The following is a 25,993-nucleotide window of genomic DNA, read 5'->3' on the forward strand; positions in this document are numbered from 1 at the left end:
CCTCCAGGTGCCCACCCAACAGTCGTTTCTTTGTACCAGCGCCTCGACACGCCCGCCGCAGCCTCGGTTCAGGAACGGGCTCTTGGGTTGCCCCGGCAGGCACCGTCGGCCACGTTCGCCGCCCGCCGAGTTTCTTGTTGATGCCGCTGGATCGGTAGACGATGGTGTCAATGCGGATGCCTGGCTTCGGATCGCCGAGAGCGACCACGAGGCGGGTGTCAGCTCGACTGCCGACGGGCCTGCCTCACCTCGCGGTCAATCGCCCAGGCGTCGGCGACCGACCCGATATGGCCGATCTTGTCGGGGTTGATCACCGCGCGGATGGCCTGAATCTGCCCGCCGAGCACATCGAGGGCCAGAACATAGAGCACCCTTCCGTCCCGGTCGCGGAAGATCGCGCCGGGCTCACCGTTAACCTCGTGCGACTCGAGTGACACGTCGATCCGGATCAGCCACGGGAAGACGCTGGTCAGGACCCGCGCCACATTTTCCGCACCCATGATGGCCTTGGCCAACTGCGGAGCCTTGCCGCCGCCGTCCCCGACCAACCGCACATCGGCGGCTAGCAGGTCCCGCAGCCTGCTCACATCGCCATTCTTCAGCGCGTCGAAGAACCGCGTCGCCAGCTTCTGCCGCTCCCGACGGTCCGCTTCGAACCGCGGCCGCCCGTCCTGCATATGCCGCCGCGCCCGCACCAGCAGCTGCCGGCATGCCGACTCCGAACGCCCCACCGCCACGGAGATTTCGTCGAACCCGAAGGCGAACACGTCCCGCAGCACAAACACCGCCCGCTCCAGCGGGCTCAGCCGCTCCAGCAGCAGCAACGCCGCCATCGACACCGAGTCGGCCAGTTCCACCGACCGCGCCGGATCCTGATACGGATCGCTCAGCAACGGCTCGGGAAACCACGGGCCCACGTACTCCTCCCGCCGAACCCGCGCGGAGCGCAGGACATCGATCGAGATCCGCGTCACCACGGCCGACAGAAAAGCCTTGGTCGACGTGGGAACGGTCACCGAGCCGTCAAAACGCAGCCAGGTCTCCTGCACCGCATCCTCGGCCTCCCCCACACTGCCCAGGATCCGATAGGCGATCGAAAACAGCAGCGGTCGCAGGTCCTCGAACTCTTCGACCTTGCTCACGTCGGATCCCCTCCCCGAAGCCCTTTCACCCGGCCGTACTCGCCGGCACAGGCATCTCCTGACACGAACGACCGGCAGCCCGAGTAATCCCCCGAACCCGAGGGCCCGGAGCCCGCAGCCGAAACTCGAGCCCGTTGATGATGCCGTTCAGTGGAACTGCCCAGGCTCATAGTTGCCGGCCGGCTGCCGGGTAATGATATTCAACCGGTTCACCGTGTTCATGAGGGACACCAGGATCACCAGGGTCATGAGCTGCCCTTCGTCGTAGTGCTTGGCGGCGTTCGCCCACACTTCGTCGCTGACACCACCGGCCGCGTCCGCGACGCGGGTCCCCTGCTCCGCCAACTCCAACGCGGCACGCTCGGCCTCGGTGAAGACCGTGGCCTCCCGCCAGGCCGCGACCAGGTTCAGCCGCACCGAGGCCTCGCCGGCAGCGGCGGCCTCCTTGGTGTGCATGTCGATGCACACAGCGCAGCCGTTGATCTGACTGATGCGAAGCGCCACCAGTTCCTGCGTGGCGGTCGGCAACGACGAGTTCTTGAGCTCCCGGCCCAACGACATCAAGTGCTTGAGGGCCTTGCCGGCGGTCGGGTCGGCGAAGTAGTTCAATCGCGGGTCCATCGTGCGCTCCTCCGTGGTCGTCGTGCCTACACCCACGAGACGGGATACCCCGACCCCCTGTGACATGAAGGATGGATCTGCCGCAGACAGTGCTCACCGACGCTGACGCCCCAAATCGCTCTCGATAGTCATCGACCGTGCCGCGGGTGCGAGGACGTCCGGACGTGCCGAATCGTGGGCGTTCTTGGCTGCTGTGGCGGTTGTCTGGATCCAGGTGAAGAGCGGGCGTGTCCGCTGGGAGCGTGAACGCGTCCGACTGGCAGAGGCGGGCTGGCCGCTCGCGGCCGGAGGATCGAGCTATCCAATCCGCGGCCGTCGCCGCCATATTCAGGAGGTCCTCGTGTTCATCGCGATCGTCGACTTCAAGACCGCTGCCACCGACCGGGCCAATGCCCTCGCCCAACTCGACGGGCAGGGTAATCGGGTACGCGCCATGCCGGGCAACATCGCTTTCCGGATCTACGGCGCGCGTGAGGACGACACCGCGGTCACCATAGTGCACGAGTGGAACGACGAGGCTTCGTTCGCCGCCTACCTGAGGTCGGATTCCTTCGCGCAATTCGGCGAGGTGATCCGGCCGATGATGATCGCAGCGCCGGTGAGCCGACGCTTTCGCGCCGACCTGCTGGAGACGGTGGCGTAACCGGGATCACGACGAACTTCTAGAATCGGCCCGTGCGAGGCCGTCGATGACCCACAAGGCGTACAGCTTCGTCCGCACGTTCGCGCCGGAGTTCGCTCGCGACCTGTGTGTGGAGCGCCACTACCTGCTCTGCGCCTCCGCCGGGACCCTCCGGCTGGAGGCGCAGGGTCAGGCATGGTTGCTGCCGCCGGCACGGGCCGCCCTGATCGAGGCGGGCCGACCGATCCGGGTGAGCATCCCGCGGCCGGTCACGACCGCGTCGGTCCTGTTCGATACCGGATTCACTCCGGCCCCGCCAGCACCCTTGACCGTATTCGACCTCAACCCGCTGGCACGCGCACTGCTGACCGAGTGCCGCACGTGGGGCGAGTGCGACGAGCCCCTCACGGCGTACGCGGAGACGCTGTTCGCCGCGCTCGCCGCGGTGACCTGGCGGCTCGCCCAGCAGCCGAGCCCGGTCGTCGTGCCGGCGGGGCGATCACCGGAACTGCGCCGGGCCCTTGAGCTGACCGAGCAGCAGCTCGGCGGTGAGGTCCGGTTCGAGGACGTGGCAGACGAAGTTGGCCTCGCGCCGCGGTCGCTGGCACGGCGCTTTGAGGACGAGACCGGCATGACCTGGCGCGCGGTCCTGCGCCGAATGCGGGTGTTGGGTGCGATCGAGGAGCTCGCCGCGGGAGACACCCCGGTAACCACAATCGCATTCATGGTCGGGTACACCTCACTGTCGGCGTTCAACGCCGCATTCAGGGAGCTGACCGGCCGCACGCCAACGGAGTACCGGGCCAGCTTTCGGCCCTGACCGCCGAGACGGTAGGACACACCTAGAGCCGTGTTTCAGATGCTGAGGGGGCCTGGAGTAGCTGGCGCTGATCCACGGCTTGAACACGGCAAGCAACGACGCGACGAGCAGTCGCCCACTGCCATAGCCCAGAACCAGGCGAGGACACAGGCGTCGGAGCTTCTCGGCCAGCCCTTGGGCGGGATACTGTTCGCAGTCGCGGCGGCCGCACCATTCTTGTTCGACGCGTCCACCTACGCCCTGTCGTTCGTGGCGTTACTGCTGATCCGCTCGGCGTTCCAAGCGCCGCGCGACGAGCAGCCCGACTGCCCGACAGATCATCCTTGTCGGTTCGTGGTTCTACGTCATTCACACCTTTGCGCTGGTCTTCATGCCCAACCCGTGGTGGCCGGGGGCCGCGTACGGGTTCGGTGCGCTCGCGACACCCGCCTTCAACGTGGCACTTGTTGCTGAAATGTATCGGCTCACACCCGACAAGCTGCTCGGCCGGGTACGCGGCGCGGGCAAGCTGGTCGCGTGGGCCTGCATCCCTCTGGGCTCACTCACCGGCGGTTTCCTCACCGGAGCGGTCGGCACGGCCACGACGCTCTGGACATTGAGCGTCGCCATGCTGGTCATCACGGCCGTGGCTACCGCGGCGCCCAGCATGTGCACCATCGGCACGGCTTCCGGGTGACGATGCCTATTCCGCCTCCTCCGGTGGCCAGCAGCGTGCTCACGCACGTCGGCCCAGGTCACTCGGTGCGTAAACCACCCGAGTAAAGGAGTCGCCGAACCCGGCGCGTTGGCCGCGCATGCGCAGTGCGGAGGTAACTAAATCGCGAGTCGGACAGTTGGAGTATCCGAACGACGACTTCGCATAACATCTCCTGAGTTGGGCGCTTCAATGCTTCAAGTTCGCCGGAGTTAGCATTCGGGTGCACGTGGAGGATCGGGTGGCGGAACTTCACGATCGGTTACAAGATCTCAGAGTCAGCGCGTCGTCCTTGGACAAAACCGTCACCATCACCACGCACGGCGCGCCCGCCAAGATCGAGGTCTTCATCGCGAGGGGAAGCCTACGGACTCACACGAAGGAATCGTTCGAGCGCCAGGTCAACGCGGCCATCCGGATCGCCATGACGGCCTACCGGCAAGCAGCGACCAAGGCCTGGGAGAAGGCTGCCGGGATCACGGAGGACAACGAGTGAGAGCCCGTTCACTTCGATCCTCCCGGGTGGCGCTGTACGGCTGCCTAGCCGTGCTACCGGCGCTCGGCGCGGGAGCGTGCAGCAAGCCGGACACCCCGCCGCTTCAGCGGTTTCCCGACTGTCAGACGATCGTCCGCGCGATCCCCTCGAATGTCCTCGTCCAGCCACAGGCCAGGTTCCCCGGCATCGACGACGCGGAGGCCCAAGGGAGCGACGCGCGACAGAACAGCTCGATGTGCCCCGTCCTCGGCCTCGCTCGCGACGGCAGAACCCAGCTACAAGTACAAATCTGGCTCGACAGCGCGCACCTCCTGGCCACCGGCGATGGCCACAATCAGGCCGACGTGCTCGGCGAGACCGCGAAATCTGAGATTACGGGTTTCTGCATGGAAAACCCGGCAACCAGTGGCAGCCCGATAACTCGCAGCAGCTGCTACACCACCACGTTGGACGGCAGCATCGCTGGTGCGGCCGTCGTTCACAAGTCAGCGGTCGTCGCTGTTCGGATCGACGCGAAGCCGAACGGTCAGGCCAAGGACGAGTTCCAACGACTGCTCCAGGATGACGCGACAAGCCTCGCCGATGCGGTCGCCGACGCGATCTGACAACCTACCCGCGAAGAAACGGGGGGCATGTGCAGACCTTTCTCGATCGGTATGAGGAGGCCATCCGGCGGCTGCCTGTCGTGGCCACATCGCCACAAGGGTGGGTGACGGTCCGATCCTGGCTGCACTGCGTCGCGTCGGAGGTGGACGCACACGCCAGCAACGGAGCCGCGAGCCGGCACCAGATCGACCTCGCCCTGACCGCGATCGACGGCGACGGCACGCCGCCAGAGTGGCCCGACTTCTACGACGTCGGCCGGCTCAACGGCTTCGCCGGATACGCCGCCCTCGACGCATTGAACACCGACTGGTACGGCACCGGCCTCACCCACGTCCAATCGGTACGCGGGGCACTGGCCGACAGCCAGCACGGGCACCAGCTCGATGGGCGGATCGCAGCCCTGGCCGCGACGAGCCGTGCCGTACTGCCCGGGAGTTAGTTCGTCGGCTCGTTGTGCGTGCGGACCAACTCCGGCAGCTCAGCAAGAGAGTCGATCCGAAACAGGCAGCGCGACGACACGTCCGGGTCCTCGAGGATGTACCCCCACGGGCCTCGGCGTACCAGCCCGGTAGCCATCCCAGCCGCCTGCGCCGGCCGGACGTCGTTGTCCAGCCGGTCACCGACGTACAGCACCTGGCCCGCTGGGCAACCAGCCTCGACCACGATCCGATCGAAGAACGCGGCTGTCGGCTTCTCTACGCCCCAGCCGTCCGAGGTGCCGATAACGTCGACCGGTAGGTCGAGTGCGCGCAGGATGGTTTCGGCTCGGGCGGTCTGATTGCCCGACAGACCGACGAGCAGGCCCTGTTCGCGAAGGGCGACGAGGCACGGGCGGGCGTCGGGGTACAGGTTCTCCTCGGTGAACGACTCGGGCTGGCCGGCGGTGGCCCGGCGCTCTCGCTCGGCGGCGAGGTCGAAGCCGGGCCGGAAAACCTGGAAGGCCTCCCGGTAGTGAAGGCCACGAGCGATCACCGCACCAAACACGGCAGAGAAGGTGTGCCGAGGCACGCCCAGCCAGTCCGCCCAGGTCCCGTACTCCCGAGACTCGTCCACGATCGTCTCGCCCACGTCGAAGAACACTGCCGAGATCATGCACCGATTCTTTCGTACGCCTATCGCCTCAGCCACCAGTCCCCTCGCCAATATGTACGGGTGCACGCTGGCTCCAGCCTTGTCGCCAATCGTCAGTTGGTCCATGGCGACCCCAGTAGTCCCGTGGCCCAGCGGCATGCTCACGCAGGTTCGCCCAGGTCGTCGACAGGATGACCCGCCCGGGCAGAGGACTCGTGCCATCGCTCCCGCCGGCGCACCCCGGCAGCGAGTACCCGTTCATAAGCACACGCCACAACTCCCAAATCGTCCTAGGATCGTCGCCACGATCCCCTCTGTGCGCTCACGCCTCGACCCACCCCACCGACCCGCTCCGCGCTCGTGCGCGGCCTCGCGCAAGACGACTGATCCCCGGTTCGCCTCATCACTGTCGCGCCACGCTGAGCGATACCGAAAATCAGCCTCGAACCGACTGTTGGCGTAGCTTCCGATGTGGTGGCCCGCGCCGCGGTGGAGATCCCGACCAGGCCGGCCACTCGGTGGAACAGTCGCCGGCGGGATGGCTGCGTGCCGCCGGCCGGCTCGGTACTGAACGCGGCGTATCGCAGGACCCCATGATCGCGATCATGGGGCGGGAACCTCCCGCGATCGACCAATGAATTTTGCTTAATTTCCATACATCTATTAATTTGAGTTGGTTGCCGGGTTCGGCTGAGGCTCGGCCGCGGAGTTCCGCACCGCGCTCGTGGTCACTCCATACGGGTAAGACGCCTTACGGGAGGTACGGGGTTGAGGGCACGACGGAAATTTTCGATCGCGATACTCGTGGCCGGGCTGATGCTCGGTTCCGGCCAGGCAACGTGGGCCGGGCCGGGTGCGTCGAGCACCGGCACCAGCACCAGCACCGGCGTGAGCGGGAAGGCGGCATCCGAGGGCACCGCCAAGCCGGCGACAGTGACGCTGCTGACCGGCGACCGGGTCACGGTGACGCGGCCCGGTTCGCAGGATGTGCGGGTGGCACCGGCCAAGGGGCGTGAGCACCTGACGTTCCTGACCAACCGGGTCGGCGGGGATGTGTATGTCATTCCGCAGGACGCGGTGACGCTGGTGCAGTCGGGCAAGCTGGACCGACAGTTGTTCAACGTGTCGGCGCTGGTGCGGTTCGGGTACGACGACGCCGGGCGGGATACCTTGCCGCTGATCGTCGAGTACCAGGCGGGTACCGCCCGGCCCGCCGCGGTCGACGCGCACGGTGCCCGGGTCACCCGGAATCTGCCAGCGGTCAACGGTGCCGCCGTGGTGGCGACCAAGGACTCGACGAACGCCTTGTGGCCAAGCCTGGTCAGCGGGGCCGGTACCGCGCATCCGGACGTCGCACCCGGCATCGCCCGGATCTGGCTGGACGGCCAGCGCAAGCTGCTCGACGATGTGAGCGATCAGCAGATCGGTGCGCCGGCCGCGTGGCAGGCCGGGTACACGGGTGCCGGGGTCACGGTGGCGGTGCTCGATGGCGGCATCGACACCACGCATCCCGACCTGGCCGGCAAGGTGGTCGCCGAGCAGAACTTCTCCGCCGACCCGAGCCCGACCGACACCTTCGGGCACGGTACCCACGTGGCGTCCATCATCGCCGGTACCGGCGCCGCCTCCGGCGGCCAGTACAAGGGCGTAGCCCCGGACGCGAAGCTGGCGGACGGCAAGGTGTGCGAGTCCGATTTCTGCGACGACTCGGCGATCCTGGCCGGCATGCAGTGGGCCGCCGCCGACGAGCACGCGAAGGTGGTCAACATCAGCATCGGCGGCGGCGACCTACCCGGCGTCGATCCGCTGGAGCAGGCGGTCAACGACCTGACGGCGCAGTACGGCACGCTGTTTGTCATCGCCGCCGGCAACGACGGGGCCGACGGCACCGTTGAGTCACCGGGCAGCGCCGACGCCGCGTTGACCGTCGGTGCGGTGGACAGCAAGGATCAGCTCGCGGACTTCTCCAGCCGCGGCCCGCGCGTCGGTGACTCGGCGCTCAAGCCGGACATCACCGCGCCCGGCGTGGACATCATCGCGGCGAGGGCGGCCGGCACCGAACTCGGCGAGCCCGTCGGCGACTCGTACGTGAAGCTGTCCGGCACCTCGATGGCCACCCCGCATGTCACCGGTGCGGTCGCGCTGCTCGCCCAGCAGCATCCGGAATGGAGCGCCGCGCAGTTCAAGGCGGCCCTGATGGCCTCGGCCAAGCCGAACCCGGACCTGACCGCGTACGAACAGGGTGCCGGCCGGGTCGACGTCCGCCGGGCGATCGGCCAGACGGTCACCAGCGACCCGGCCAGCGTGTCGCTGGGCCTGCAGCGGTGGCCGCACAACGACGACCAGCCGGTCAACAAGACCGTCACCTACCACAACGCGGGTACCGCCGAGGTCACGCTGAACCTCGCCCTGAACGTCACCGGCCCGGACGACACCGCACCGGTCGCCGGCATGTTCACCTTGGACGCCAACCAGGTCACGGTACCGGCGGGCGGGCAGGCGCAGGTCACGCTCACCGCGGACACCCGGGGCTCCGGGCCGGACGGCCGGTACTCCGGCGAACTGCTGGCCACCGCTGCCGGCGGGACGCAGGTCAGCACCCCGGTCGGCGTGGACAAGGAGGTGGAGAGCTACAACCTGACCATCAGCTTCGTGGACGGCAAGGGCGCGGCCTCCACGGACAACGCCGCCCAGTTGATCGGTACCGATCCGGCCAACACGGGTCTCCTGGACTTCCCGTACGACCCGTCGGGGACCGTGACGCTGCGGCTGCCCAAGGGGCATTACGACCTCGAGTCCGCCATCTACACCGATAACGGCGGGCAGTATCCAGACCTGGCGATGGTCGCCGAGCCGGGGCTCAACCTCACCGGTGACACCCATGTCACGCTCGACGCCCGGATCACCAAGCCGATCGACCTGACGGTACCCGACCCCACGGCCACGGCGTACCTGTGCTTCGTCGGGTACGACCATGTCACGTCGACCACGTCGATAGGCGTGGGTGCGTTGGGTGAAACCTTCGACGGCATCACCACCGCGCAGGTGGGGCCGAGCCTTCCGCCGACCGAGCTACGGGGCGCCATCGCCAGCCAGTTCGTCAAAGCAAACGCGGACGGTAGCGCCGCCGGCACCCCCTACGTCTACGCGGTCGGCGAGTTCCCGGCCGGCGGGCTGCCCACCGGGTTCGTCAAGCACTACGCCAAGAAGGACCTGGCGACGGTGCGTAGCGAGTTCGCGGCCGTGCAGCCGGGCGACGACGCGAACTACCTGTTCGAGTACGCCGAGTCCCCGTTAGGCACCGGCGCCTGGTCCGCGGCGATTCCGGTGACCCTGCCGAGCACCCTCACCCGGTACCTCAACAAGGCGAGTTGGAACAACGAGCTCGACACCGGAACGACCGGACCGGACGGCTTCCCGCTCACCGACGCGGCGCTCACCTCGGCCGCGACCTATCAGCCCAACCGGAAGTACCAGGAGCGGTGGAACAACGGCCCGTTCGGTCCGGCCTTCCCGACGCCGTCCCTCCCGTTCGACTTCGTCACCCGTCAGGGCGACGAACTCATCGTGGATCCCGCACTGTTCAGCGACGCGTCCGGCCACAGCGGAGGGTCGGCGTACGACTCCGGGCTCATCACCGTGTACCGCAACGGAGTCCAGCTCGCCCAGCAACCGGCCCCCGGTGGCGAGTTCACGCTACCGGCGGACACCGCACAGTACCGGGTGCAGACCCAAGCGACCCGGTCCGGATTCAGCGGGTTGAGCAGCACGGTCACGGCGGCGTGGACATTCCGCTCCGGACACGTCAGCGGTACCGGGTTCGCACCGCTGCCGGTGATGGCGGTGCGGTTCACTCCGAAGCTGGACCCCAGCAACCGGGCGCCGGCCGGCCGATTCACCATTCCGGTCGCCGTGGCGCATCAGCTCGGCAGTACCTCGGCCAAAATACGCAAGCTGCGCGTCGACGTGTCCTACAACGACGGCCAGACCTGGCGGCCAGTCGCGTTGCGTGAGTCCAAGAACGACTGGACCGCCACGGTCAACCAGCCCGCCGGTGGGTTCGTGTCGCTGCGCGCCAGCGCGACCGATTCGGCGGGCAACACGGTGGAGCAGACCATCATCCACGCGTACAGCGTGAAGTAACTTCGAGATAAAAGCGGGCGCCGGGCCACCCTCCATCGGGTACCCGGCGCCCGCCGCTCGTGCCGGCCGGTAACCCGGCGTCTCACGGTGGGCCCACCCACCGGCTGTTCCATCGATCCGCCGGCTCGGCCAGGGGGCTAGCACCAGCATGAGGCGCGGGAACCTCCGGACGGGATGGGCTTCGACGAGCCACATCCCGGCCGGAGGTTCCCTGGGTGGTTCTCGGTCAGCCGGTGCAGTTGCTGCAGGAGTTCAGCCAGCCGATCACGGCCTTGCCGATCTTCTGCGCTCCCTGACTGGCCTCGTCCGGATCCATCGCCTTGGACTGGTTGTCTTCGTCCCCGTCGACGACGAGCTCCACGAGTACGTTGCCCACCCGCATGCCGAGCTCGGTCCCGCCGTGCGTGATGTCGTCGCTCTTGACAGTGACGTTCTGGGAGAACGCCCCTTCGCCCAGGCCGGACACTGCCGCGACGGAACCGTAGGTGGAGCCGTCGTCGTCCGTCGTACCGGCGTCCTGCTTGGATTGCGACTCGTCGTCCGAGAGCGCGTTCTGCGCCTCCTCGATCGCCGGATCAGTGCCGTCGGCGAAGGCGTACAGGTCGATGCCCACCAACCGATCCGCGCTCGTATCGGCGTCGATGTTGTCCCACTCGCAGTCGGTCTGCTCGTAGTACGTGTCGTCCGACGTGTCAGGCTTGTCGTCGGTCTTCACACCCTGCGGCACCAGCGATTTCATGATCGACGCGGGGAAGGCGTCGCACGCCGGCAGCTTGTGGTAGACCGTCGAAGAGGATCCGGACGACGACCCGGACCCGGACGACGACCCGGACCCGGACGAAGACGAGGTCGAGGACGGGCCGGCGAGCGGCGATCCGCCGCCGTCGCCACTGCCCTTGTGGACCAGGACCGCGGCGGTGATCCCGCCGCCCAGGAGCAGAACCACCACCACCGCGACAATCGCGATGACGATCGGCGTCTTGGAGGACCGCTGCGGCGCCGGCATGCCGGGCGGGAACGGACCGCCGGGCGGAAACGGACCGCCAGGCTGGTACGGACCACCGGGCGCGCTCTGCCACCCGGGCTGGTATGGCGCACCGGGCTGGTATGGCGCGCCGGGCTGGTACGCCGCGCCGGGCGGCATCGACCCCGGGGGCGGCATGGGCGCGTTGACAGGCGCCGGCATGGTGGGCGGCGCCGAGGTGGGCGGCGCCGAACTCACTGGCGGCACCGGGCCCGAGGACGGGGGCCAGCCGGCGGGCGATGTCGCGTAACCGGGCTGCGACCCCGGCGCCATCGGCGGAGTCGAGGTCACCGGCGGCACCGGGCCCGAGGACGGGGCCCAGCCGGCGGGCGGTGTCGCGTAACCGGGCTGCGACCCCGGCACCGGCGGCGGCACCGATCCCGCGGTCGGCGCCGACGGAGCCCACTGCGAGGGCTGCCACCCCGCGGGCGGAGCGACCTGCCCAGGGGGCGTGGCCTGCCCGGGCGGGGTCGCGTAGTCGGGCTGTGAGTCGGTCGGGGGGTACGGCGGGGGAACCTGGCTGGAGTTTTCTTGGCCGGGGGGTTGAGTCACGAATGCTCCGGGGGTCGGGCGAGGTTGGACGAGCGAGGGTACGCGTCGGCCGGATCAGTCATCATGTTGACCATGTACGGTACCGAGGCATCGAACGCGCTGCGCAACGCGGGTCCGATCTCGCCCGGTCTCGCCACAATCTCACCGGCACCGCCCAGCGCGCGCACCACGTCGTCACCGTCGGTCCAGATATGCTTGTCGCGATCCCGCCGATGCGTCGTGGACCGGCTCACGCTGAGTATCACCGCCGGCAACTTCGCCCACGAGCAGCCCGCCTGCACCAGGTATACCATCGTCGCGAGCAGGGCCCGATCGTCGACCGACGCCTGCCGCCATGACTTGAGCCCTCGATAAACCCAGTCATCCCTGCCGGCAAGGCGCCCGTTCGTTCACACGACGCGGCCCCGCATTCCTATCCACGGATCCGGGTCTGACCCGGACCATGCGGTCATGGCTCGTCGATACCAGCCGCTCCCGGCCGCCTATCAGGAGTGGACAGACGTCGGTCACCGGCCACACCTCGGCATCCAGCTTCGGCAGTGGTACGCCACCGCGAGCGCTCGATGCGTACCCGGCCTCGACGACCGCCATCGTGCGCACGACGTCCTCGATGCCGGTCGGGAGGTGAGGCAGCGAGCCTTCGAGGAAGCGCAGCAGCGCGCCCATCGAGCCGATGAAGGCATCGGGGAACCACGACCCCTCGAAGGGCAGCGGCTGCCATAGCGCCCTTGGTGCCCTCCCATTTTGACGAAGCTCTGCTCGTACTTGGGCCCACAGTGGTTCGGTCGTGGATCAGGCTGCCAACAGTGACGGACATAAGGGCAGGCGAGTGCGATGTGGTACGACGCACAACTCGTGCCGTGTGTGCCATCGGGCCACGGCACGTGCGGTGCCCCGGCCGGCGACGAGATGTTTGAACTCGTTCACGCCAACGCCACTAGTCGATCAAGTCTTACATTTCTATCGATCGGTATGCTGCCCGGAAATCCTCACGAGGGACGGGAGCCCATGAACCCTGACAGGAATCTGCCGCGTCGCGCGCTCCAGCTCACCGGCGCCGTGCTCACCGGCACTGTGGCCGCGGTGGTCATCTTCGCCGGTCCGGCGGTCGCGGCCACCGGTACCGTGCACACCGCCGGGGCGTCGCTGACCGTACGCTCCGGGCCGCACACCACCTCCGCCGCGGTCGGTTCGGTCGCCAACGGCGCGACCGTCAACTTCAGCTGCCAGACCACCGGCGACACGGTCACCGGCACGTACGGGAAGAGCAACATCTGGGACAAGATCTCGACCGGGTACGTCAGCGACACGTACGTCTACACCGGCTCCGACGGCACCGTGGCGCCAGCCTGCGGCGCGGGCCAGGCGTGCTCGGCGGCGGGCCTGGCCGACCCGAACGGCTGTGCGGCGGCCGTGTCCTGGGCCAAGTCCCACGAGACGACCGCGTACCACGCCGACTACTACAACCGCTGCGACCACGTGATGGCTCTGGCGTACGGGTTCCCGGCCAGCGGCTCCACCACGGCGCTGGCGCACTGGCAGGCGGTACCGGCGAAGTACAAGCACGCGGGCGACCGCACCGTACCCGCCGGCGGGCTCGCCTTCTTCGGCGGTGGCGCCGGCCACGTCATGATCTCCATCGGTGGCGGGAAGTTCGTATCCAGCGACATCCACGGCGACGGCACGCTGACCGAGACGACCATCGCACAGATCGAGAATTCGTGGGGCAAGCCGTACCTCGGCTGGACCCAGCCCTGGTTCCAGTACAACCATTAGAACCGTTGACCGGGCGGCGATCCGGCCGCGGGCGCGCGCCTCACGCGGTGCCACGCGGCCGGGCACCGTCCGGTCGGGCCGGCGCGGCTCGGCGGCCACCGCCGGTGGCCAGACCACACACCGGCCGGCGCGCGGTGCCGCTCTGGACACCACTCAGGCCGGGTCAGGAACGGGTCCTGCCGGTGTTGATGATGACGCTGGGATTCTCCCGGTTCATGACCGCGACGATGATCCCGACCCGGCAGGCCGGCGACATCCTGTCGGGCAGGTGGACGCTGATCGGTGGGGTCGGTCCGGTGACCAGGACGTTGGTCCGGGACAGGGAGTCCGCGATCGGTGGAACCGGACGGGTCAGCGCACCGGCGGTCTCGTCGTCGATGTCCACCCCGATACTCACCGTTCCGTCGACCAGCCGGCGGGTATCGCCCCTCGAACAGCAACTTTGGGGGCGCCGACCGGCGCGCGCGTCTGCATAGCGTCGGTCAGAATTCTCAACCTTTGATCAATAGCAGACGCAGACGCCTCCAGCGATCTTCCGTCGGCCAGCCGTCAGCAATGCCACAAAGCGTCGCGACCATGCCACCGTGGTCCAGACGGCCTGGGGATGCTTGCCGCGAGAATGTCCACAAAGGAGAGTAGATGCGAATCACTGTCACCCGACTCGGCATCGCGGCCGCGCTGGTCACCCTGATCGCGTTGGCGCCGGCGGCGGCCGCCTCGGCGTCCGTGGGTGGCCCGACGCCACCAGTACCGACCGGACCTGGCAGTCCCGGATTCCCGCCAATCCAGCTCCCGCCAGCCGATCCCCACCAGGTCGCCTTTATCGTGCAGAACTACACCAACTGCACCATGGTGTTGGAGCGCGACAATCTGACCGCCGGCTATTACCACGGCAAACCCCCGCAGGTCGTCCAGAGCGGCACGAAGATCATCGCTGACCAGGCCACGGCCACCGGCAGCGTCAGCGGCGTCATCGACTACGGCATCGTCTGCGACCTGGTGATCGGCGAACCGGTCGTGGCGCAGGGCGCCATCGAGCTGGCCTTCGACCTACCCGAGACCGGCCCCGCCTACTGGAAGGCGAGTGTCCTGTCCGGCGACTTCACGGTGACCGCGAGCAACAGCAGCCTCATTCCCGGCTCTCCCTGGATAGACGTCGACATTACCTGACCGGGCGCGCGCGGGCGCGTGCGCATCGAGCGCGCGCCCGATCCAGGCGTTGATGAAATGACCGGCCTGACCGGCCGAGCTATTGCCGTGTCAGAGAACCTTTGCCCTGTTCTGCCGGCAGTGCCGGGTGTGGCTCTGTGACCTGGGCTTTGTCGTGGTGGGCGGTTGTTGTCGCACCCCTGTGCTGCACTACGTGGTGCCGAGGCGTCGGGATCCCGTGATCACAGCGGCCACAGTGGACGACCTCCGGGCCAGCAGCCGTCGAACCGGTAGCGGCCGGCCGCTCAACGCCTCCGATGCCGGCGCCCCCTGCTGCTCGGTGGCACCGCCCTGGCCCAGATGGCGCGAAACTTCTCGGGCCCCGCGCACCGTGCGCAACCGGCATCCGTGCGTGGCCGACCGCGGTACGGCGTGTCTGCTCGCTTGCGGAGCCGGGACGCGCCGGCACCTCGCGCCCTTGCGTTAACTGCACATCGTGTGTACTTTTCGTTAAGTACACATGCTGTGCAGTTAACGCTGGGAGCGGGGAGGTCGGTGCGGTGGCTGAGCACAACGCGCGTAGTCGCCGTACGCGGCAGGCATTGCTCGCCGCGGCGCGGACGCTGGTCGAGCGGGATGGCGTCGCGGCGGTGACCATGGCATCGGTCGCCGAACACGCCGGTGTCACGCGTCGCGCGGTGTACCTGCACTTTGCTACGCGAACCGAGCTTGTCACCGCACTGTACGAATCCGTCATCGAGTCGGCGGAACTCGCCGCGTCACTGACGTCGGTATGGCAAGCGCCTGATGCGGCGACGGCCGTCGATGAGTGGGCGCAGCATGTGGCCCGCTGTCACACCGAGCTGATCCCGGTCGGGCGTGCGTTCCAACGGGTGCGGGGAACGGATCCCGATGCCGGGGACTACTGGGACGTGGTGATGCGGCAGTGGCGCAAATCGTGCCGGCGGCTGGCCGAGTGGCTCGCCGCTGAGGCGCGGCTCGCGCCGGCGTGGACGGTCGAGACCGCGACCGACATGTTGTGGGCGTTGATGTCGTTCGACGTGTTGGAGGCACTCGTCGTCGATCGGCGGTGGTCGCGCAAGAAGCTGGCGCGGCGGCTGTCGGTGCTACTGCGTTCCACGTTCGTTACCGAGCCGGAGCCCGCCAAGAAGGCGTCCAAGAGGCAACGGCGGTCATCGCGGGAAGGAGGCGACCACCATGGCGAAGAAGGCTAAGAAGGGCAAGAAGGACAAGAGCAGCAAGAAGGGCAAGAAGTAAGCGGCGCTGCCCACGACACGTGGTCCGGTGGTGACGATGACCGCCACCACCGGACCGCGCCGCACGGGCACGTGGTTGGCACCCAAGCTTGGGGCCGACCGCCCCTTCCTGGCAAATAGAGCTCACTGGGCGATCGCCAGCGCGAACGGCACCGGTCCCAAGACTGCGATCAGCGGACGAACCATGAGCACAAAGGACTCCGGCCACCAGGCAGTTTCGACACCGCCGAGGTCGATGATCCGCTGCGGTGGCCAGCCGAGGTCGGCCAGCAGACCCGCCCCCGCTTTCTTGGCATCCGCATCGTCACCGGACAGGAAGGTCGACGGCGGTACGGCCAAGCTGACGGGGTCAGCCATCAACGCCGCCGGTCCTACCGTGTTCAGCGCCTTGACCACGCGAGTATCGGGAAGCACGCGTTGAAGCTCGTCCGCGAGGTTTCGGTAGAGCAGGCGTGACGCGAAGCCGTCCGGCCCCTGTTCCACGGCGTTGGCGACGTCAACGAGCACTTTGCCGGCCAGGGCTTGGCGCACTCCCCGAGTATCTCGATGGACACCGCGCCAGGCAGCGCGTTGATGACAATCTCCGCCCGGGCGGCCGCAGACTCCAGACGGTCGCGTGCACCGACGATGACGTCGTGTCCGGCGGCAGACAGCGCCGGAGCCAGTGCGCGAGCCACGTTGCCGGCGCCGAGAATTCCGATCCCACTCATGCCCCGACGGTAGGCTGGATAATGTCTCAACGGCAGTAGGCACTTTAAGGTGCCGGGAGGATCGGATGGTCACCAGCAGCGCACACGAACGCCGGGCCGGTGCACGCTCGACATACCTGATATCGATGGCCGCATGCCCGACACACCGCGGTCTGGATCGGCTCGGTGACAGCTGGGTCAGCCTGATCCTCAAGGAGCTAGCGGACGGGCCACGCCGGCACGGCGAACTGGCCCGCGCGGTCGCCGGCGCCACCCAGAAGATGCTCACCCAGACGCTGCAAGCGCTGCAACGCGACGGCCTGGTGGCACGATCCGTGATCGATTCAATCCCGCCACGCGTCGAGTACCGGCTGACGCCGCTCGGCGAGACCCTCCTTCCGGTGATGGCCATGGTGACCGAGTGGGCTGAGCGGCACATCGGCGACATCGACACCGCACGCGCGACCTACGATTCAGTCACGTCAAACTGATCACGCCGGTACCCACAAAGAGCGTCTCTGATTTCCCTGTGTGTTCCTCAGTGATTCGGGCGCTTCGCCGTTGGCACTGGTGTGGGGTGTACCAAGCGGTGGAGGCCGTGGCCGAGGAGTGCATCGCGGACCCGGTGGGGGCGGGTGGGAATCGTGGTCGGTACCTGGAGGCCTGGATGGGTCTCCTGGGGTAGCCGTCCCGCCGGACGCTTGCCGGTAGCCGCCTGTAGGGCGACTGCTGACGGGGCGGGAGCCTGCCGTCGCAAGGGCAGCAGAGGTGAAGATCGCAGAGTCCGGGGTTGGACCTGTGTGCGGGTGGGACCGGTCTTGCGTCGATCCCGCCGCGACTTACTGGGGGCTGCGGGGCCGCGGTTGCTTCTTGAGCCGTGCGGGCCGTCGCGGGTGGATCGGGTGTCGGTGGCGGTGCGGATGACCCCAGTGCCGGTGGTGCGGTCGCGGCGGGTTGTGGTCTGGTTGGTCAGGCCGCGGGCGGCGATGCGTTGCGCGGCGGCGTGATCTCGATCGGCGGACAGCCCGCACCCGCACACTGCCCACCGGTACCCGGCCACGAGCCGGTCTGGAGCTTTGACGTGCCTGAGGGCGGCGCCGCAGCGGGGGCAACCCGAGGAGGTGCCCGGGGCCGGGACCCGAACCACCGCGATGCCGGCTTTCGCGGCCAGATGCGCCACGGCGGTGAACACTGTGCCGCGCGCCGGACAGTCGCCGGTTGAGGCTGCGGGATGCGCCGCGGGTCTCGAGGTAGATGACGGTGGCCTTCACGCTGGTGGCCTGATCGACCAGCCAACCGGCCGTGGACCAGGCCAGCGCGTGGTTGAGGTGCCGGATCCGGGCGCACACCGCCTCGTGCTCGACTCGCAACCGACCCACCTTGCCACCGGGTCGCCCGGTCAGGACGCCTTGCCGACACGACCGGCTCCGCGCTTGGATGTCAACACGATGATCACACAACGCCACCGGTCGTTACTGGCAATGGCTCACTATCCTGGTCAGCGGCGGTTGAATGAACCAGCCGCAGGCCCATCGAGGGCGTCCGACCGCCCTGACCGCGGCCATGAGAGTATCCGCTCGTGCCGATCGAGCCAGAGCATCCGCCCCTGCCCGCCGGTGATGCCGAGGCGGAGCTTCCCGCGCCCACGATCGAGGACTTGGTACGGTCGCTGGAGCAAATGCTGCGCCGTGCCCGCCGCGTGCGGGTATTCGATCGAGAAGGCAGAGTCGAACCCGATCCGAAGCGACGCGACCGCGAACCGCCGACATTGCTCGCCAATCTGACCGGAGCCGACACGTTGGCGGAACTGGTCAGCGCGCTTCGCTTGCGCAATACCGAGATCATGAACTGGATGGGCGTGCCTGACCTGTGGTTCGAGGTCGCTGACGACCACGGATCGCGGCTGGTTACCCTGGGGCTGCTCAGCCCGGACTGGTTGCGCTGGAGCCCGAACGGAGACCTGCGGCTGTCCGCGCCCGAGTCGCTGACCGCCTGGTTGACGAAACACTCGCTTCCCTCGACGTGGCGAACGTGACCGTCGAGCAACCGGCCGGGCTCGGCTCGGCCCGGTGACCAACCATCGCCGCCGGGATGCCCGCGCCTGCGCGTCCGCCTAGTAGTACTTTGTTAGGTTTTTGTGGCATCTTCGCTTGTATGTGCGTCGCTGGGCTGTTTGGCTGCGACATGTGGATGGGCGGGAGCTGTCTAGAGTGCGGGCGCAGCTGGAAGACTTTGCGGCAGAGGTGTTTGCGGGATTGCCGCGGTCGGATCAGCGAGCGACTGGCCTGCGATACCTGCGTGGGCTGATGATGGATGGTCGGCGTAAGTCGATGCAGCCGATGGCGCAGCGGCTCGGGGTCGATCACCAGCAACTGCAACAGTTCCCGACGTCCTCGACCTGGGATGTCGCTGGTGTCCGGCGACGACTGGCGACGGCCGCGGTTGACGTGGTGGCGCCGCGGGTGTGGGTGGTCGACGACACCGGCTTTCCCAAGGACGGTAAGCCTCGGCATGTGTAGCGCGGCAGTACTTCGGCACCCTCGGTAAGGTCGCCAACTGCCAGATCGCGGTCAGTGTCCACGCCGCGACCGACGCGGCCTCGGCAGTGTTGGACTGGCGACTGTTCGTGCCGGAGGCCTGGGACGACACCTGTGTGCCCGACCCCGACGGGAAGCCCGCGAACTCGCACGCCCGCAGGCTGCGCCGGCAGCCGGTCACCCTGGATGAGGCCGGGGTGAAGAAACCACACGTGCGCCAGCAGTTGCCACGCGCCGAGCAGCTCGACCAGACCCTGCGGCGGCGGGCAGCGTCCAAGGTGCCCGACGGTGAGCGGTACCGGCCAAAGTGGTTGATGGCCCTGGAATGCTCGACGAATTGGCCGAGTGGGTCTGCGCCCGCCATTGTTGACCGTTGACGCCGGCTACGGCCAGGTCGCCGAGTTCCGTCAGGGCCTGACCGAGCGGGGTATCAGCTACATCGTGGCCACCACGTCGAGCACCACCGCCCAGCCCGGCGACGCCCAACCCGTCGAGGCCCCCTACACCGGGGTCGGCAAGCACCCCACACCGAAGTACCCGCAGCCCGCCCGCAGCCTCAAGGAACTCGCCCTCGCCCACGGCGCCGACGCCACGACTCGGGTGCGCTGGCGAGCCCCGCTACCCGCCCCCGACCGCGCGGCGGACTGACCTACCGGCGAGTTGGCCGGGCACTTCTTCGCGACGACGGCGTCCTACCCGAATGCTGGCTGCTCGTGCAATGGTCTCCCGACCAGGATGAACCCACCGACTACTGGCCGTCCGACCTGTCCGCGGAAACCTCGCTGACCGAACTGGTCCACCTGGCCAAGAGCCGCTGGCGCGTCGAACACGACTACCGCGAACTCAAGACCGGCCTGGGCCTAGACCACTTCGAAGGCCGCTCCTGGATCGGCTGGCACCGCCACGTCACCCTCGCTGCGGCCGCCCAACTGTTCCTCACCCTACTACGGCTGACGCGCCCAAAGCAGCGGGGCAAATCTGAGCCTCTACGCCGCCCTCCGGCAACTGCAATACCTACTCGCGACGTGGCTCGGGTTCTGCCCCTTCTGCCGCCAACTGGTCCCAACCTAACAAAGCACTACTAAGAACTCCTCACAAAATGATGACCGGGAGTCGTCTGGCTCAGCCGCGCGTCTTGCGTGGCGCCAGGGTGTAGCTGAACGAGATGACGAAGTCGATGACGAGCGCGATCGCCCACGGCGCCATAGGTGCCCACATCGGCACCGTACGGTCGATGTCCCCAACCAGCAGGGTGAACAGGCCGAGCACACCAGTGGCGATCAGATAAGCGAGCAGGTGCCGAAGCCATTGGCGACGCTCGTGGGAGGCGTGATCGCGACCGACCAGCGGTGGCCGGGTAGGTGCAGGCCCATGGGCGAACCGACGCGCGAAACGCTGGCCGGCCCAGCTGACCATCTGACGTCCGAAGGCGACGGATACGCCGAGGTAGATCGCCGCGAGGCCGTGCGACGGCGAGGCCTCGCCGCCACGCCGCAGGTCGACCAGCGAGGCCACAACAAGGACCACGTCCACGAGGGGCACGCTTATCAGCAGGACCGCACCAAGCTTCCGTGCAGGCAGGACATAGCGGGTGGCCAGCGCAGTCGCCAGCAGAATCCAGAATGCGACCTCACATCCGACGATCAGCGCGAGCACACTCGTCTCCCTTTTGTCGCACACTCGTGTTATCTTTTATAGCATGACCGTGCGATAATGGACGGGTGCCGAAGGTCGTCGACCACGAAGTCCGCCGCCGGGAACTCGCCGAAGCGCTCTGGCGGGTGACCGTCCGCGACGGCGTCGCAGATGTCTCCATCCGCTCGGTGGCCGCCGAGGCCGGATGGTCCTCAGGCGCGCTGCGACACTATTTCTCCACCCGCGCCGAGCTGCTCGCGTTCGCGTGCCAACAGGTCATCGACGAGGTAACCAGCCGCGTGTCAACCATGCGCCGCACGGGTAGTGCGCGCCAAGCGGTCAGCGACACCCTCCTGCAGACCATGCCGGCCGATACCACCCGTCACACCGAGGCATCCATCGCCTTCGCTTTTCTGGCACTCGGCCTCAGCGACCCCGAACTCGCACGCGTGCAGCGCCTGCACTTCAGCAGCATGTACGAGCTGTGCCTCCAACTGCTCCGGCACCTCGACGCCGAAAATGCCCTGACCCAGGGGCACGTAACGCTGGAAAACCTGGCCCACCGGCTGCACGCCCTCGTTGACGGGCTGTCCGTACACGTGCTCGCCGGACATCTCACCGCCGGAGACATGATCGCGCAGCTCAACGCGTACCTCGACGAGCTGACCGCGGAACCGGAAAGCGGCAGTCCGGCCACGAGTGGCTCAAATCAGGGTACTCGATTGGGGAACAGCCGGGGCCAAGGAATGGGCTCTCAAGGACATCTCCGATCAGCGCCGGGATCGAGGCACCGACGCCGTTGACCTGTCTATCGCCCACCGAGTTCAAAGCGGAACTTTAGCGAAGCGATGCCAGCAGCTGATGACGCAGGCAAGGCGCAGGAACGCTTCGTGGATGTCGTCGCGGATTTCCCAGCTCATGCGCATACGACGGAACCCGTACAGCAGTGAGAAGCCGTGCTCGACGACCCACCGGTACACGCCCAGCCGCCCGGGACATGTCCAGTTGTCCGGCGGCCCGGAGTCCTGCCCAGCAGTACCTCGTGCAGCTGTTGCCAGACGCCGGCGTCGTTCCAGGCCCTCAACCTGCGCCAGCAGGTCATTCCCGGGCCGAACCTGAGTTCCTGGGGTAGGTACTCCCCGGGTATCGCGGTGTAGAGCACGAACAATGGTTGACAAACCGGGCGTAACATTCGTCATACCCGTGCCCCGCCGCCCTCCCGGACACCAGCCACGCCCAAGTCGTACGGCCCGCGGGCCCGACCGGGGCATGACCCACGACCGGGACACGCACTCCGGATCAACCGCGACCGCAACCGCGAGCCCCAGCGGGCGGTGCCGACCTGAGCCCTTCGCCATCAACCCGACCGTTCGCGAGGTCGACGGCTGCCAGTGACATGCGACGTGACCGTCGTCCCGGGCTCGGCTGACCTGGCTGTGTGTCGTGACGGCCGTGGTCGCTCGATGTCGAACGCGCCGCTCCCCACACGAGACGTCAGCGGCGCGAGTGCCGCGTCGCTACGGGGACGGCCTCGGCTGGCGCGACCAGCTCGACAATATGATCGGCGGCTTGACGACGGCGAACCACGTTGACCCGGGAGTAGTAGCGCATCAGCGTCCCGGGATCATGACCGAGCCGCTCAGCCACCTCGGGAATGCCGTACCCAGTATCGAGAAGGTCGGAGGCGAGAAGCTGCCGGACCTGGTGCGGGCCGATCGGCCGGACCCCGGCCCGGACAACAAGTTGATTGAACCGGCTGGTCACGTTGTCCGGCCCTAACGGCTGACCAAACATATACTCCGATACGCCCGCCGTCTTCGACCGCGGCCTGGTATCAATCAGAGGAAGCAGCGGGCCTCGGCCAGGGGTCCAGACCGGACGCGGGTCGTCACTCTCCCGCGGCTGGATGCGCTGGTAGAACGCGGCCAGCGACACGGCCATAGTCGTCGTGGTGTCGCCCTGGACGACCAGCAGGTCCGGATTCAGGTCGCCCAGTGCGGCGTCCATCCGTTCGGCGATCCTGGCGGTGAGGCCCGCCAGGGACTGGCCGTCCGTCATCAGATTCAGGTCCATCTCGATCAACGGAAGCCGGACCTGGGCGTAGAGAGCGCCGCATCGGCACATCGCGGACGTGCGCGGGCGTCTTAGTCTGTGTGCGTAAGGTCAGTGGTCGACGCGCCATCAACGGTTTTGGGAAACGGACGTTGATAGCGCGGGCGAGGGCCCGGCTCGCAGCAGCAACGGCTGACGAGCGTCGATTGTGGACCGTTCCGGTGGGTGGCCAGGAGTGGAGTCATGACCATGTACGGCGGCGGCGATCAGGACGGCGTGACCGTCAACTTCGATGAGACGGTACGCCTCGACGAGACGGCGCACGCCGGCCAGACCAGGCGCGTCGCGGACAGCGCGGACATGGCCGAGACCACGCCCCTGCCGGACACCACGCGGCCGGCGGACACTGCGGGCCGGACCATCCCGGTCGGCACGACCGTGCGCACGGATCCGGATCGGCTGGCCGTTACCCGGATCGACCACACCGCGTACGTCGAGGCACGCGACGACTCCGCGGGGGCCACGGTGCCCGAGACCCGAGACCCTTCAGTGGATCCCCCGCCGCAGACCCCGGTTGGGCTGCCCCGGCGGATACCCGCGCACAGCCCTGCTCGGGGTATCGAGCCCGACCTCCGCACGCCGACGGAGTTCGGGATGGGAAGTGGTGACGGGGCCGCACCGGTGCGTATCGGCCGTGGCGTCATCCCACCCACGAAGCCAGCGAACTACCCCGATGTCCGCTCGATGCCGCGACGGATATGGGGCCGCACGGTGCGGGTGCTCAGCTCGCTCGCGACGGTCGTGCTCATCGCCGCCGCGGCGTGGACCGGGTGGCAGTGGTGGCAGCACCTACACAACAAGGTCCAGGTCGCACACGTCACGGTCGCGCCGGCGCAGCGGCTCGACGGTCAGTGCGACGTGCAGTACGACATCGTCGGCACCATCGTCACCAACGGCAAGTCCGGCACCATCTCCTACGAGTGGCTGCGCAGCGACGGGCAGACTTCGGGCACGTTGACGCAGAGCGTCGGGCTCGGCCAGCGCAGCACGACGGTGCATCTCTACTGGAAGTTCACCGGTGAGGGCTCCCTGACCGCGAGCGCGACGCTGCACCTGCTCAGCCCGCAGGCGCCGAACGGATCGGCGCATTTCGGGTACTCGTGCGGGTAGCGCCGGTCAGCCGATGCGGTAGCAGGCTAGCGGGCCGGCGGTGTCGCTGCCCAGGGTCTGGCCGCCGACGGTGATCGTGGCGGTGATCTGCACCTGGCTCAGATCGCCGCACGCATCGGCGACGCTGGCGGAGTCGGTGCTCTGAATCGTTCCGCTGCGCGTCACCGTGATCGGGACATCCCACTGTTGCGACGGGCTGCTCGCCGGCGTGCCGGTCACCGAGACCGGGAAGTAGCGCACGTGCAGCGTGGCGTCTCCGCTGCCGGATGCGAGCATGGTCGCGGTCCACGTGATGGCGTTGCAGGTCGCTCCGCCGCACGTCGTGGAGGTCAGCTGGCCGTTGACGAGGAAGCGCTGGAAGGTCAGCTGGGTCGATGGCGAGGGCGCCGCAGCCGTCGGGGTCGGCGCCGGTGCCGGCGGCGTGGTCTTGGTGGCCACAGCCGTCGGTGTCGGCGCGTTGGTCGGATTCTGCGCGCTATTCGGGGGTTTCTTGTCCTTTGGGTTACCCGTCGGCGGCGGGGTGGGCGCGGCCGGTGTCGACGACGACGGCGCCGCTGTGGGCGTGGGCGTCGCTGTGGGCGTCGGCGTAGCGGAGCCCGCCGGGCTCGGGGGCAGCGACGTGGTCCCGTCCACCACGGTCGCGGGCATCGGGGTCGTCGACGCCGCGGACAGTACTGTCTTCGGTGCCTCAGCGGCGAGCGCGACCTGCGCAAAAATGATGCCGGCGAGCACGATCGCCGCGGCCACGACCGCGGTGGTCCGCCTGCGCGGCGTGCCACCGCCGAGTCGGGTCCAGGCGAAGGCGGACGAGGCGATCGGCGGGGTGGGTGCCTTCGGGCGGGGCAGCAGCAGCGCGAGCAGCGCGACCCGCTGCGCGAGCCTGCGCCGCCCCTCGGCCTCCCACTGCGCGCCGTACGCGTCGCCGGCCACAACCTCCAGTTCCCGGAGGAACGTGATGGCGTTGCGGGGCCGCTGCGCCGGATCCTTCGCGAGCCCCCGGCGCAGCAGGTCACGCAGCGCCGGCGGGACGTCGTCGACCGGAATGGGCGCCTGCTCGTGCGCGCGGTACAGCTGATCCCGGTCGCCCTCCACGACGTAGGGCGGGTGACCGGTCAGTGCCTCGAAGAAAGTCGCGGTCGTGGCATAGATGTCGGTCTGGGGCGTCGCGCCGCCGCTGCGCCACTGCTCGGGCGCCATGTAACTGGGGGTGCCGGCGAGCAGCCCCTGCTCGCCGCGGTGGATGGCGAGACCGAAGTCGGCGAGCTTGCTGGTGCCCTCGGTGTCGACGAGCACGTTCGCCGGTTTGTAGTCGCGGTGGACCACCCCGCGGCGGTGCGCCGCGGCGAGCCCGATCAGCGATCCCTTCAGCACGACGAGCGCGGCCTGCGGTTCGACCGGGCCGCGTTCGCCGATCAGCGTACGCATCGAGACGCCGTCGACCAGCTCCATCACGATCGCGGCGTGACCGGCCATCTCGACGTACTCGTAGAGGCGCGTGATGTAGGGACTGTCCAGTTCGGCCAGGATCTGGGCCTCGCCCCGGAAGTCGCCGAGGAAGCTGTCGTCGCGTGAGAGGTCATCGACCAGGTATTTGATGGCCACGGTGATGCCGGTCGCGTCGTGCGCGGCGAGCACGACCCGACCCGAACCCCCCTTGCCCAACTCCCGAATCTCCGTATACCCCGGAACGCTCCATGCGCTCATCGTGCGCCGCCTCCTCAACGGCCGCGGTGACCGGTCACGCGAGCTGTCCGCGCGGACGCCGGTCCCGCTCGGCACTGTACGTTGTCGATGCACCGACCCGGATCGGTCCGGCGGGCAGCTTCGAGGGCCGACCGGCGCGTGTGCCTGCGACATTGTTGTCGATGTGCTGACACTTACTTGGTCAGATCGAGTACGGCAGCGTAGAGGTCTGCC

25 protein-coding genes and 5 pseudogenes are annotated in these 25,993 nt (G+C 68.0%); 17 read left to right on the top strand and 13 right to left on the bottom strand.

Annotated features, from left to right (window positions below; all coding sequences use genetic code 11):
* Nucleotides 1-218 precede the first annotated feature (218 nt).
* Together ABEA87_RS05040 and ABEA87_RS05045 are read right to left on the bottom strand one after the other, a co-directional pair.
* On the bottom strand, nt 219-1,142 hold the full coding sequence (locus ABEA87_RS05040) for an RNA polymerase sigma-70 factor (protein WP_345626473.1): 924 nt from the start codon (nt 1,140-1,142) through the stop codon (nt 219-221).
* Nucleotides 1,143-1,289: 147 nt separating this feature from the next.
* Nucleotides 1,290-1,763, bottom strand: coding sequence for a carboxymuconolactone decarboxylase family protein (locus tag ABEA87_RS05045; protein ID WP_345626474.1), 474 nt, complete (start codon nt 1,761-1,763; stop codon nt 1,290-1,292).
* A 340-nt stretch (nt 1,764-2,103) separates the two neighbouring features.
* Here ABEA87_RS05045 and ABEA87_RS05050 point away from each other — a divergent pair, with 340 nt between their 5' ends.
* The 6 genes from ABEA87_RS05050 to ABEA87_RS05075 all read left to right on the top strand — a co-directional run bounded on the left by ABEA87_RS05050 (nt 2,104) and on the right by ABEA87_RS05075 (nt 5,440).
* A complete protein-coding gene (locus tag ABEA87_RS05050) occupies nt 2,104-2,406 on the top strand; it encodes a putative quinol monooxygenase (protein WP_345626476.1) in 303 nt (100 codons plus the stop codon).
* Between the two features lie 46 nt (nt 2,407-2,452).
* Nucleotides 2,453-3,205, top strand: a complete 753-nt coding sequence (locus ABEA87_RS05055) for an AraC family transcriptional regulator (RefSeq protein WP_345626478.1) — start codon at nt 2,453-2,455, stop codon at nt 3,203-3,205.
* A 370-nt stretch (nt 3,206-3,575) separates the two neighbouring features.
* Entirely contained in the window at nt 3,576-3,881 is a 306-nt protein-coding gene (locus tag ABEA87_RS05060; protein ID WP_345626480.1) for an MFS transporter, read from the top strand.
* 247 nt (nt 3,882-4,128) lie between these two features.
* Complete coding sequence (locus ABEA87_RS05065) at nt 4,129-4,395, top strand: YbaB/EbfC family nucleoid-associated protein (protein ID WP_345626482.1); 267 nt, start codon at nt 4,129-4,131, stop codon at nt 4,393-4,395.
* Nucleotides 4,396-4,421: 26 nt separating this feature from the next.
* Nucleotides 4,422-5,000, top strand: coding sequence for a hypothetical protein (locus ABEA87_RS05070; RefSeq protein ID WP_345626484.1), 579 nt, complete (start codon nt 4,422-4,424; stop codon nt 4,998-5,000).
* Nucleotides 5,001-5,104: 104 nt separating this feature from the next.
* Nucleotides 5,105-5,440: a hypothetical protein gene (locus ABEA87_RS05075; RefSeq protein ID WP_345626486.1), complete on the top strand. Its 336-nt coding sequence runs from the start codon at nt 5,105-5,107 to the stop codon at nt 5,438-5,440.
* Here the strand turns inward: ABEA87_RS05075 and ABEA87_RS05080 are convergent.
* Complete coding sequence (locus tag ABEA87_RS05080; RefSeq protein WP_345626488.1) at nt 5,437-6,093, bottom strand: HAD family hydrolase; 657 nt, start codon at nt 6,091-6,093, stop codon at nt 5,437-5,439. The genes ABEA87_RS05075 and ABEA87_RS05080 overlap by 4 nt on opposite strands.
* Nucleotides 6,094-6,840: 747 nt before the next feature.
* On the opposite strand from ABEA87_RS05080, the gene ABEA87_RS05085 reads away from it, so the two are divergent.
* Nucleotides 6,841-10,215: a S8 family serine peptidase gene (locus tag ABEA87_RS05085; protein ID WP_345626490.1), complete on the top strand. Its 3,375-nt coding sequence runs from the start codon at nt 6,841-6,843 to the stop codon at nt 10,213-10,215.
* Nucleotides 10,216-10,441: 226 nt separating this feature from the next.
* Here ABEA87_RS05085 and ABEA87_RS05090 read toward each other — a convergent pair whose 3' ends face one another.
* Entirely contained in the window at nt 10,442-11,164 is a 723-nt protein-coding gene (locus ABEA87_RS05090; RefSeq protein ID WP_345626491.1) for a hypothetical protein, read from the bottom strand.
* Between the two features lie 16 nt (nt 11,165-11,180).
* Between ABEA87_RS05090 and ABEA87_RS05095 the strand changes: the two genes are divergently transcribed.
* Nucleotides 11,181-11,489 carry a hypothetical protein gene (locus ABEA87_RS05095; RefSeq protein ID WP_345626493.1) on the top strand — a complete coding sequence of 103 codons (309 nt, stop codon included), beginning with the start codon at nt 11,181-11,183 and terminating at the stop codon, nt 11,487-11,489.
* A 298-nt stretch (nt 11,490-11,787) separates the two neighbouring features.
* On the opposite strand, the pseudogene ABEA87_RS05100 reads toward ABEA87_RS05095, so the two are convergent.
* Nucleotides 11,788-11,967, bottom strand: a pseudogene (locus ABEA87_RS05100) (hypothetical protein); the annotation flags it as partial.
* Nucleotides 11,968-12,151: 184 nt separating this feature from the next.
* Complete coding sequence (locus ABEA87_RS05105; protein ID WP_345626495.1) at nt 12,152-12,457, bottom strand: hypothetical protein; 306 nt, start codon at nt 12,455-12,457, stop codon at nt 12,152-12,154.
* A 342-nt stretch (nt 12,458-12,799) separates the two neighbouring features.
* Between ABEA87_RS05105 and ABEA87_RS05110 the strand changes: the two genes are divergently transcribed.
* The 4 genes and pseudogenes from ABEA87_RS05110 to ABEA87_RS05125 all read left to right on the top strand — a co-directional run bounded on the left by ABEA87_RS05110 (nt 12,800) and on the right by ABEA87_RS05125 (nt 15,951).
* Complete coding sequence (locus tag ABEA87_RS05110) at nt 12,800-13,567, top strand: hypothetical protein (protein WP_345626497.1); 768 nt, start codon at nt 12,800-12,802, stop codon at nt 13,565-13,567.
* Nucleotides 13,568-13,716: 149 nt separating this feature from the next.
* A pseudogene (locus ABEA87_RS05115) lies at nt 13,717-13,971 on the top strand (IS21 family transposase); the annotation flags it as partial.
* Nucleotides 13,972-14,206: 235 nt separating this feature from the next.
* Nucleotides 14,207-14,737, top strand: coding sequence for a hypothetical protein (locus ABEA87_RS05120; RefSeq protein ID WP_345626499.1), 531 nt, complete (start codon nt 14,207-14,209; stop codon nt 14,735-14,737).
* A gap of 539 nt (nt 14,738-15,276) precedes the next feature.
* Nucleotides 15,277-15,951 carry a TetR/AcrR family transcriptional regulator gene (locus ABEA87_RS05125; RefSeq protein WP_345626501.1) on the top strand — a complete coding sequence of 225 codons (675 nt, stop codon included), beginning with the start codon at nt 15,277-15,279 and terminating at the stop codon, nt 15,949-15,951.
* A 165-nt stretch (nt 15,952-16,116) separates the two neighbouring features.
* Here the strand turns inward: ABEA87_RS05125 and ABEA87_RS05130 are convergent, their stop codons facing one another.
* Nucleotides 16,117-16,524, bottom strand: a complete 408-nt coding sequence (locus ABEA87_RS05130; protein WP_345626502.1) for an NADPH-dependent F420 reductase — start codon at nt 16,522-16,524, stop codon at nt 16,117-16,119.
* 47 nt (nt 16,525-16,571) lie between these two features.
* Nucleotides 16,572-16,703 (bottom strand): annotated as a pseudogene (locus tag ABEA87_RS42530) (NAD(P)-binding domain-containing protein); the annotation flags it as partial.
* A gap of 65 nt (nt 16,704-16,768) precedes the next feature.
* Between ABEA87_RS42530 and ABEA87_RS05135 the strand changes: the two are divergent.
* Nucleotides 16,769-17,173 (top strand): winged helix-turn-helix transcriptional regulator, encoded by a 405-nt coding sequence (locus ABEA87_RS05135; RefSeq protein ID WP_345626504.1) that lies wholly within the window; start codon nt 16,769-16,771, stop codon nt 17,171-17,173.
* Between the two features lie 47 nt (nt 17,174-17,220).
* Here ABEA87_RS05135 and ABEA87_RS42535 read toward each other — a convergent pair whose 3' ends face one another.
* Nucleotides 17,221-17,874 carry a zinc ribbon domain-containing protein gene (locus ABEA87_RS42535; RefSeq protein ID WP_425570763.1) on the bottom strand — a complete coding sequence of 218 codons (654 nt, stop codon included), beginning with the start codon at nt 17,872-17,874 and terminating at the stop codon, nt 17,221-17,223.
* Nucleotides 17,875-18,261: 387 nt separating this feature from the next.
* Here ABEA87_RS42535 and ABEA87_RS05140 point away from each other — a divergent pair, with 387 nt between their 5' ends.
* Together ABEA87_RS05140 and ABEA87_RS42540 are read left to right on the top strand one after the other, a co-directional pair.
* Nucleotides 18,262-18,717: a hypothetical protein gene (locus tag ABEA87_RS05140; protein ID WP_345626506.1), complete on the top strand. Its 456-nt coding sequence runs from the start codon at nt 18,262-18,264 to the stop codon at nt 18,715-18,717.
* 151 nt (nt 18,718-18,868) lie between these two features.
* Nucleotides 18,869-20,184 (top strand): annotated as a pseudogene (locus tag ABEA87_RS42540) (IS701 family transposase); the annotation flags it as partial.
* Nucleotides 20,185-20,341: 157 nt separating this feature from the next.
* Here the strand turns inward: ABEA87_RS42540 and ABEA87_RS05160 are convergent.
* A complete protein-coding gene (locus tag ABEA87_RS05160; RefSeq protein ID WP_345626512.1) occupies nt 20,342-20,875 on the bottom strand; it encodes a hypothetical protein in 534 nt (177 codons plus the stop codon).
* A gap of 65 nt (nt 20,876-20,940) precedes the next feature.
* On the opposite strand from ABEA87_RS05160, the gene ABEA87_RS05165 reads away from it, so the two are divergent.
* Complete coding sequence (locus tag ABEA87_RS05165) at nt 20,941-21,657, top strand: TetR/AcrR family transcriptional regulator (RefSeq protein ID WP_345626514.1); 717 nt, start codon at nt 20,941-20,943, stop codon at nt 21,655-21,657.
* A gap of 181 nt (nt 21,658-21,838) precedes the next feature.
* Here the strand turns inward: ABEA87_RS05165 and ABEA87_RS05170 are convergent.
* Nucleotides 21,839-22,022 (bottom strand): annotated as a pseudogene (locus ABEA87_RS05170) (transposase); the annotation flags it as partial.
* A 326-nt stretch (nt 22,023-22,348) separates the two neighbouring features.
* Nucleotides 22,349-22,978 carry a UDP-N-acetylglucosamine 2-epimerase gene (locus ABEA87_RS05175; RefSeq protein WP_345626516.1) on the bottom strand — a complete coding sequence of 210 codons (630 nt, stop codon included), beginning with the start codon at nt 22,976-22,978 and terminating at the stop codon, nt 22,349-22,351.
* Between the two features lie 171 nt (nt 22,979-23,149).
* Here ABEA87_RS05175 and ABEA87_RS05180 point away from each other — a divergent pair, with 171 nt between their 5' ends.
* Complete coding sequence (locus ABEA87_RS05180) at nt 23,150-24,076, top strand: hypothetical protein (RefSeq protein WP_345626518.1); 927 nt, start codon at nt 23,150-23,152, stop codon at nt 24,074-24,076.
* 6 nt (nt 24,077-24,082) lie between these two features.
* Here the strand turns inward: ABEA87_RS05180 and ABEA87_RS05185 are convergent, their stop codons facing one another.
* Nucleotides 24,083-25,780 (bottom strand): serine/threonine-protein kinase, encoded by a 1,698-nt coding sequence (locus ABEA87_RS05185; RefSeq protein ID WP_345626520.1) that lies wholly within the window; start codon nt 25,778-25,780, stop codon nt 24,083-24,085.
* Nucleotides 25,781-25,993: the final 213 nt, after the last annotated feature.

Origin of the sequence: Rugosimonospora acidiphila (assembly GCF_039543385.1) — a bacterium.
GTDB classification, from domain to species: Bacteria; Actinomycetota; Actinomycetes; order Mycobacteriales; family Micromonosporaceae; genus Rugosimonospora; species Rugosimonospora acidiphila.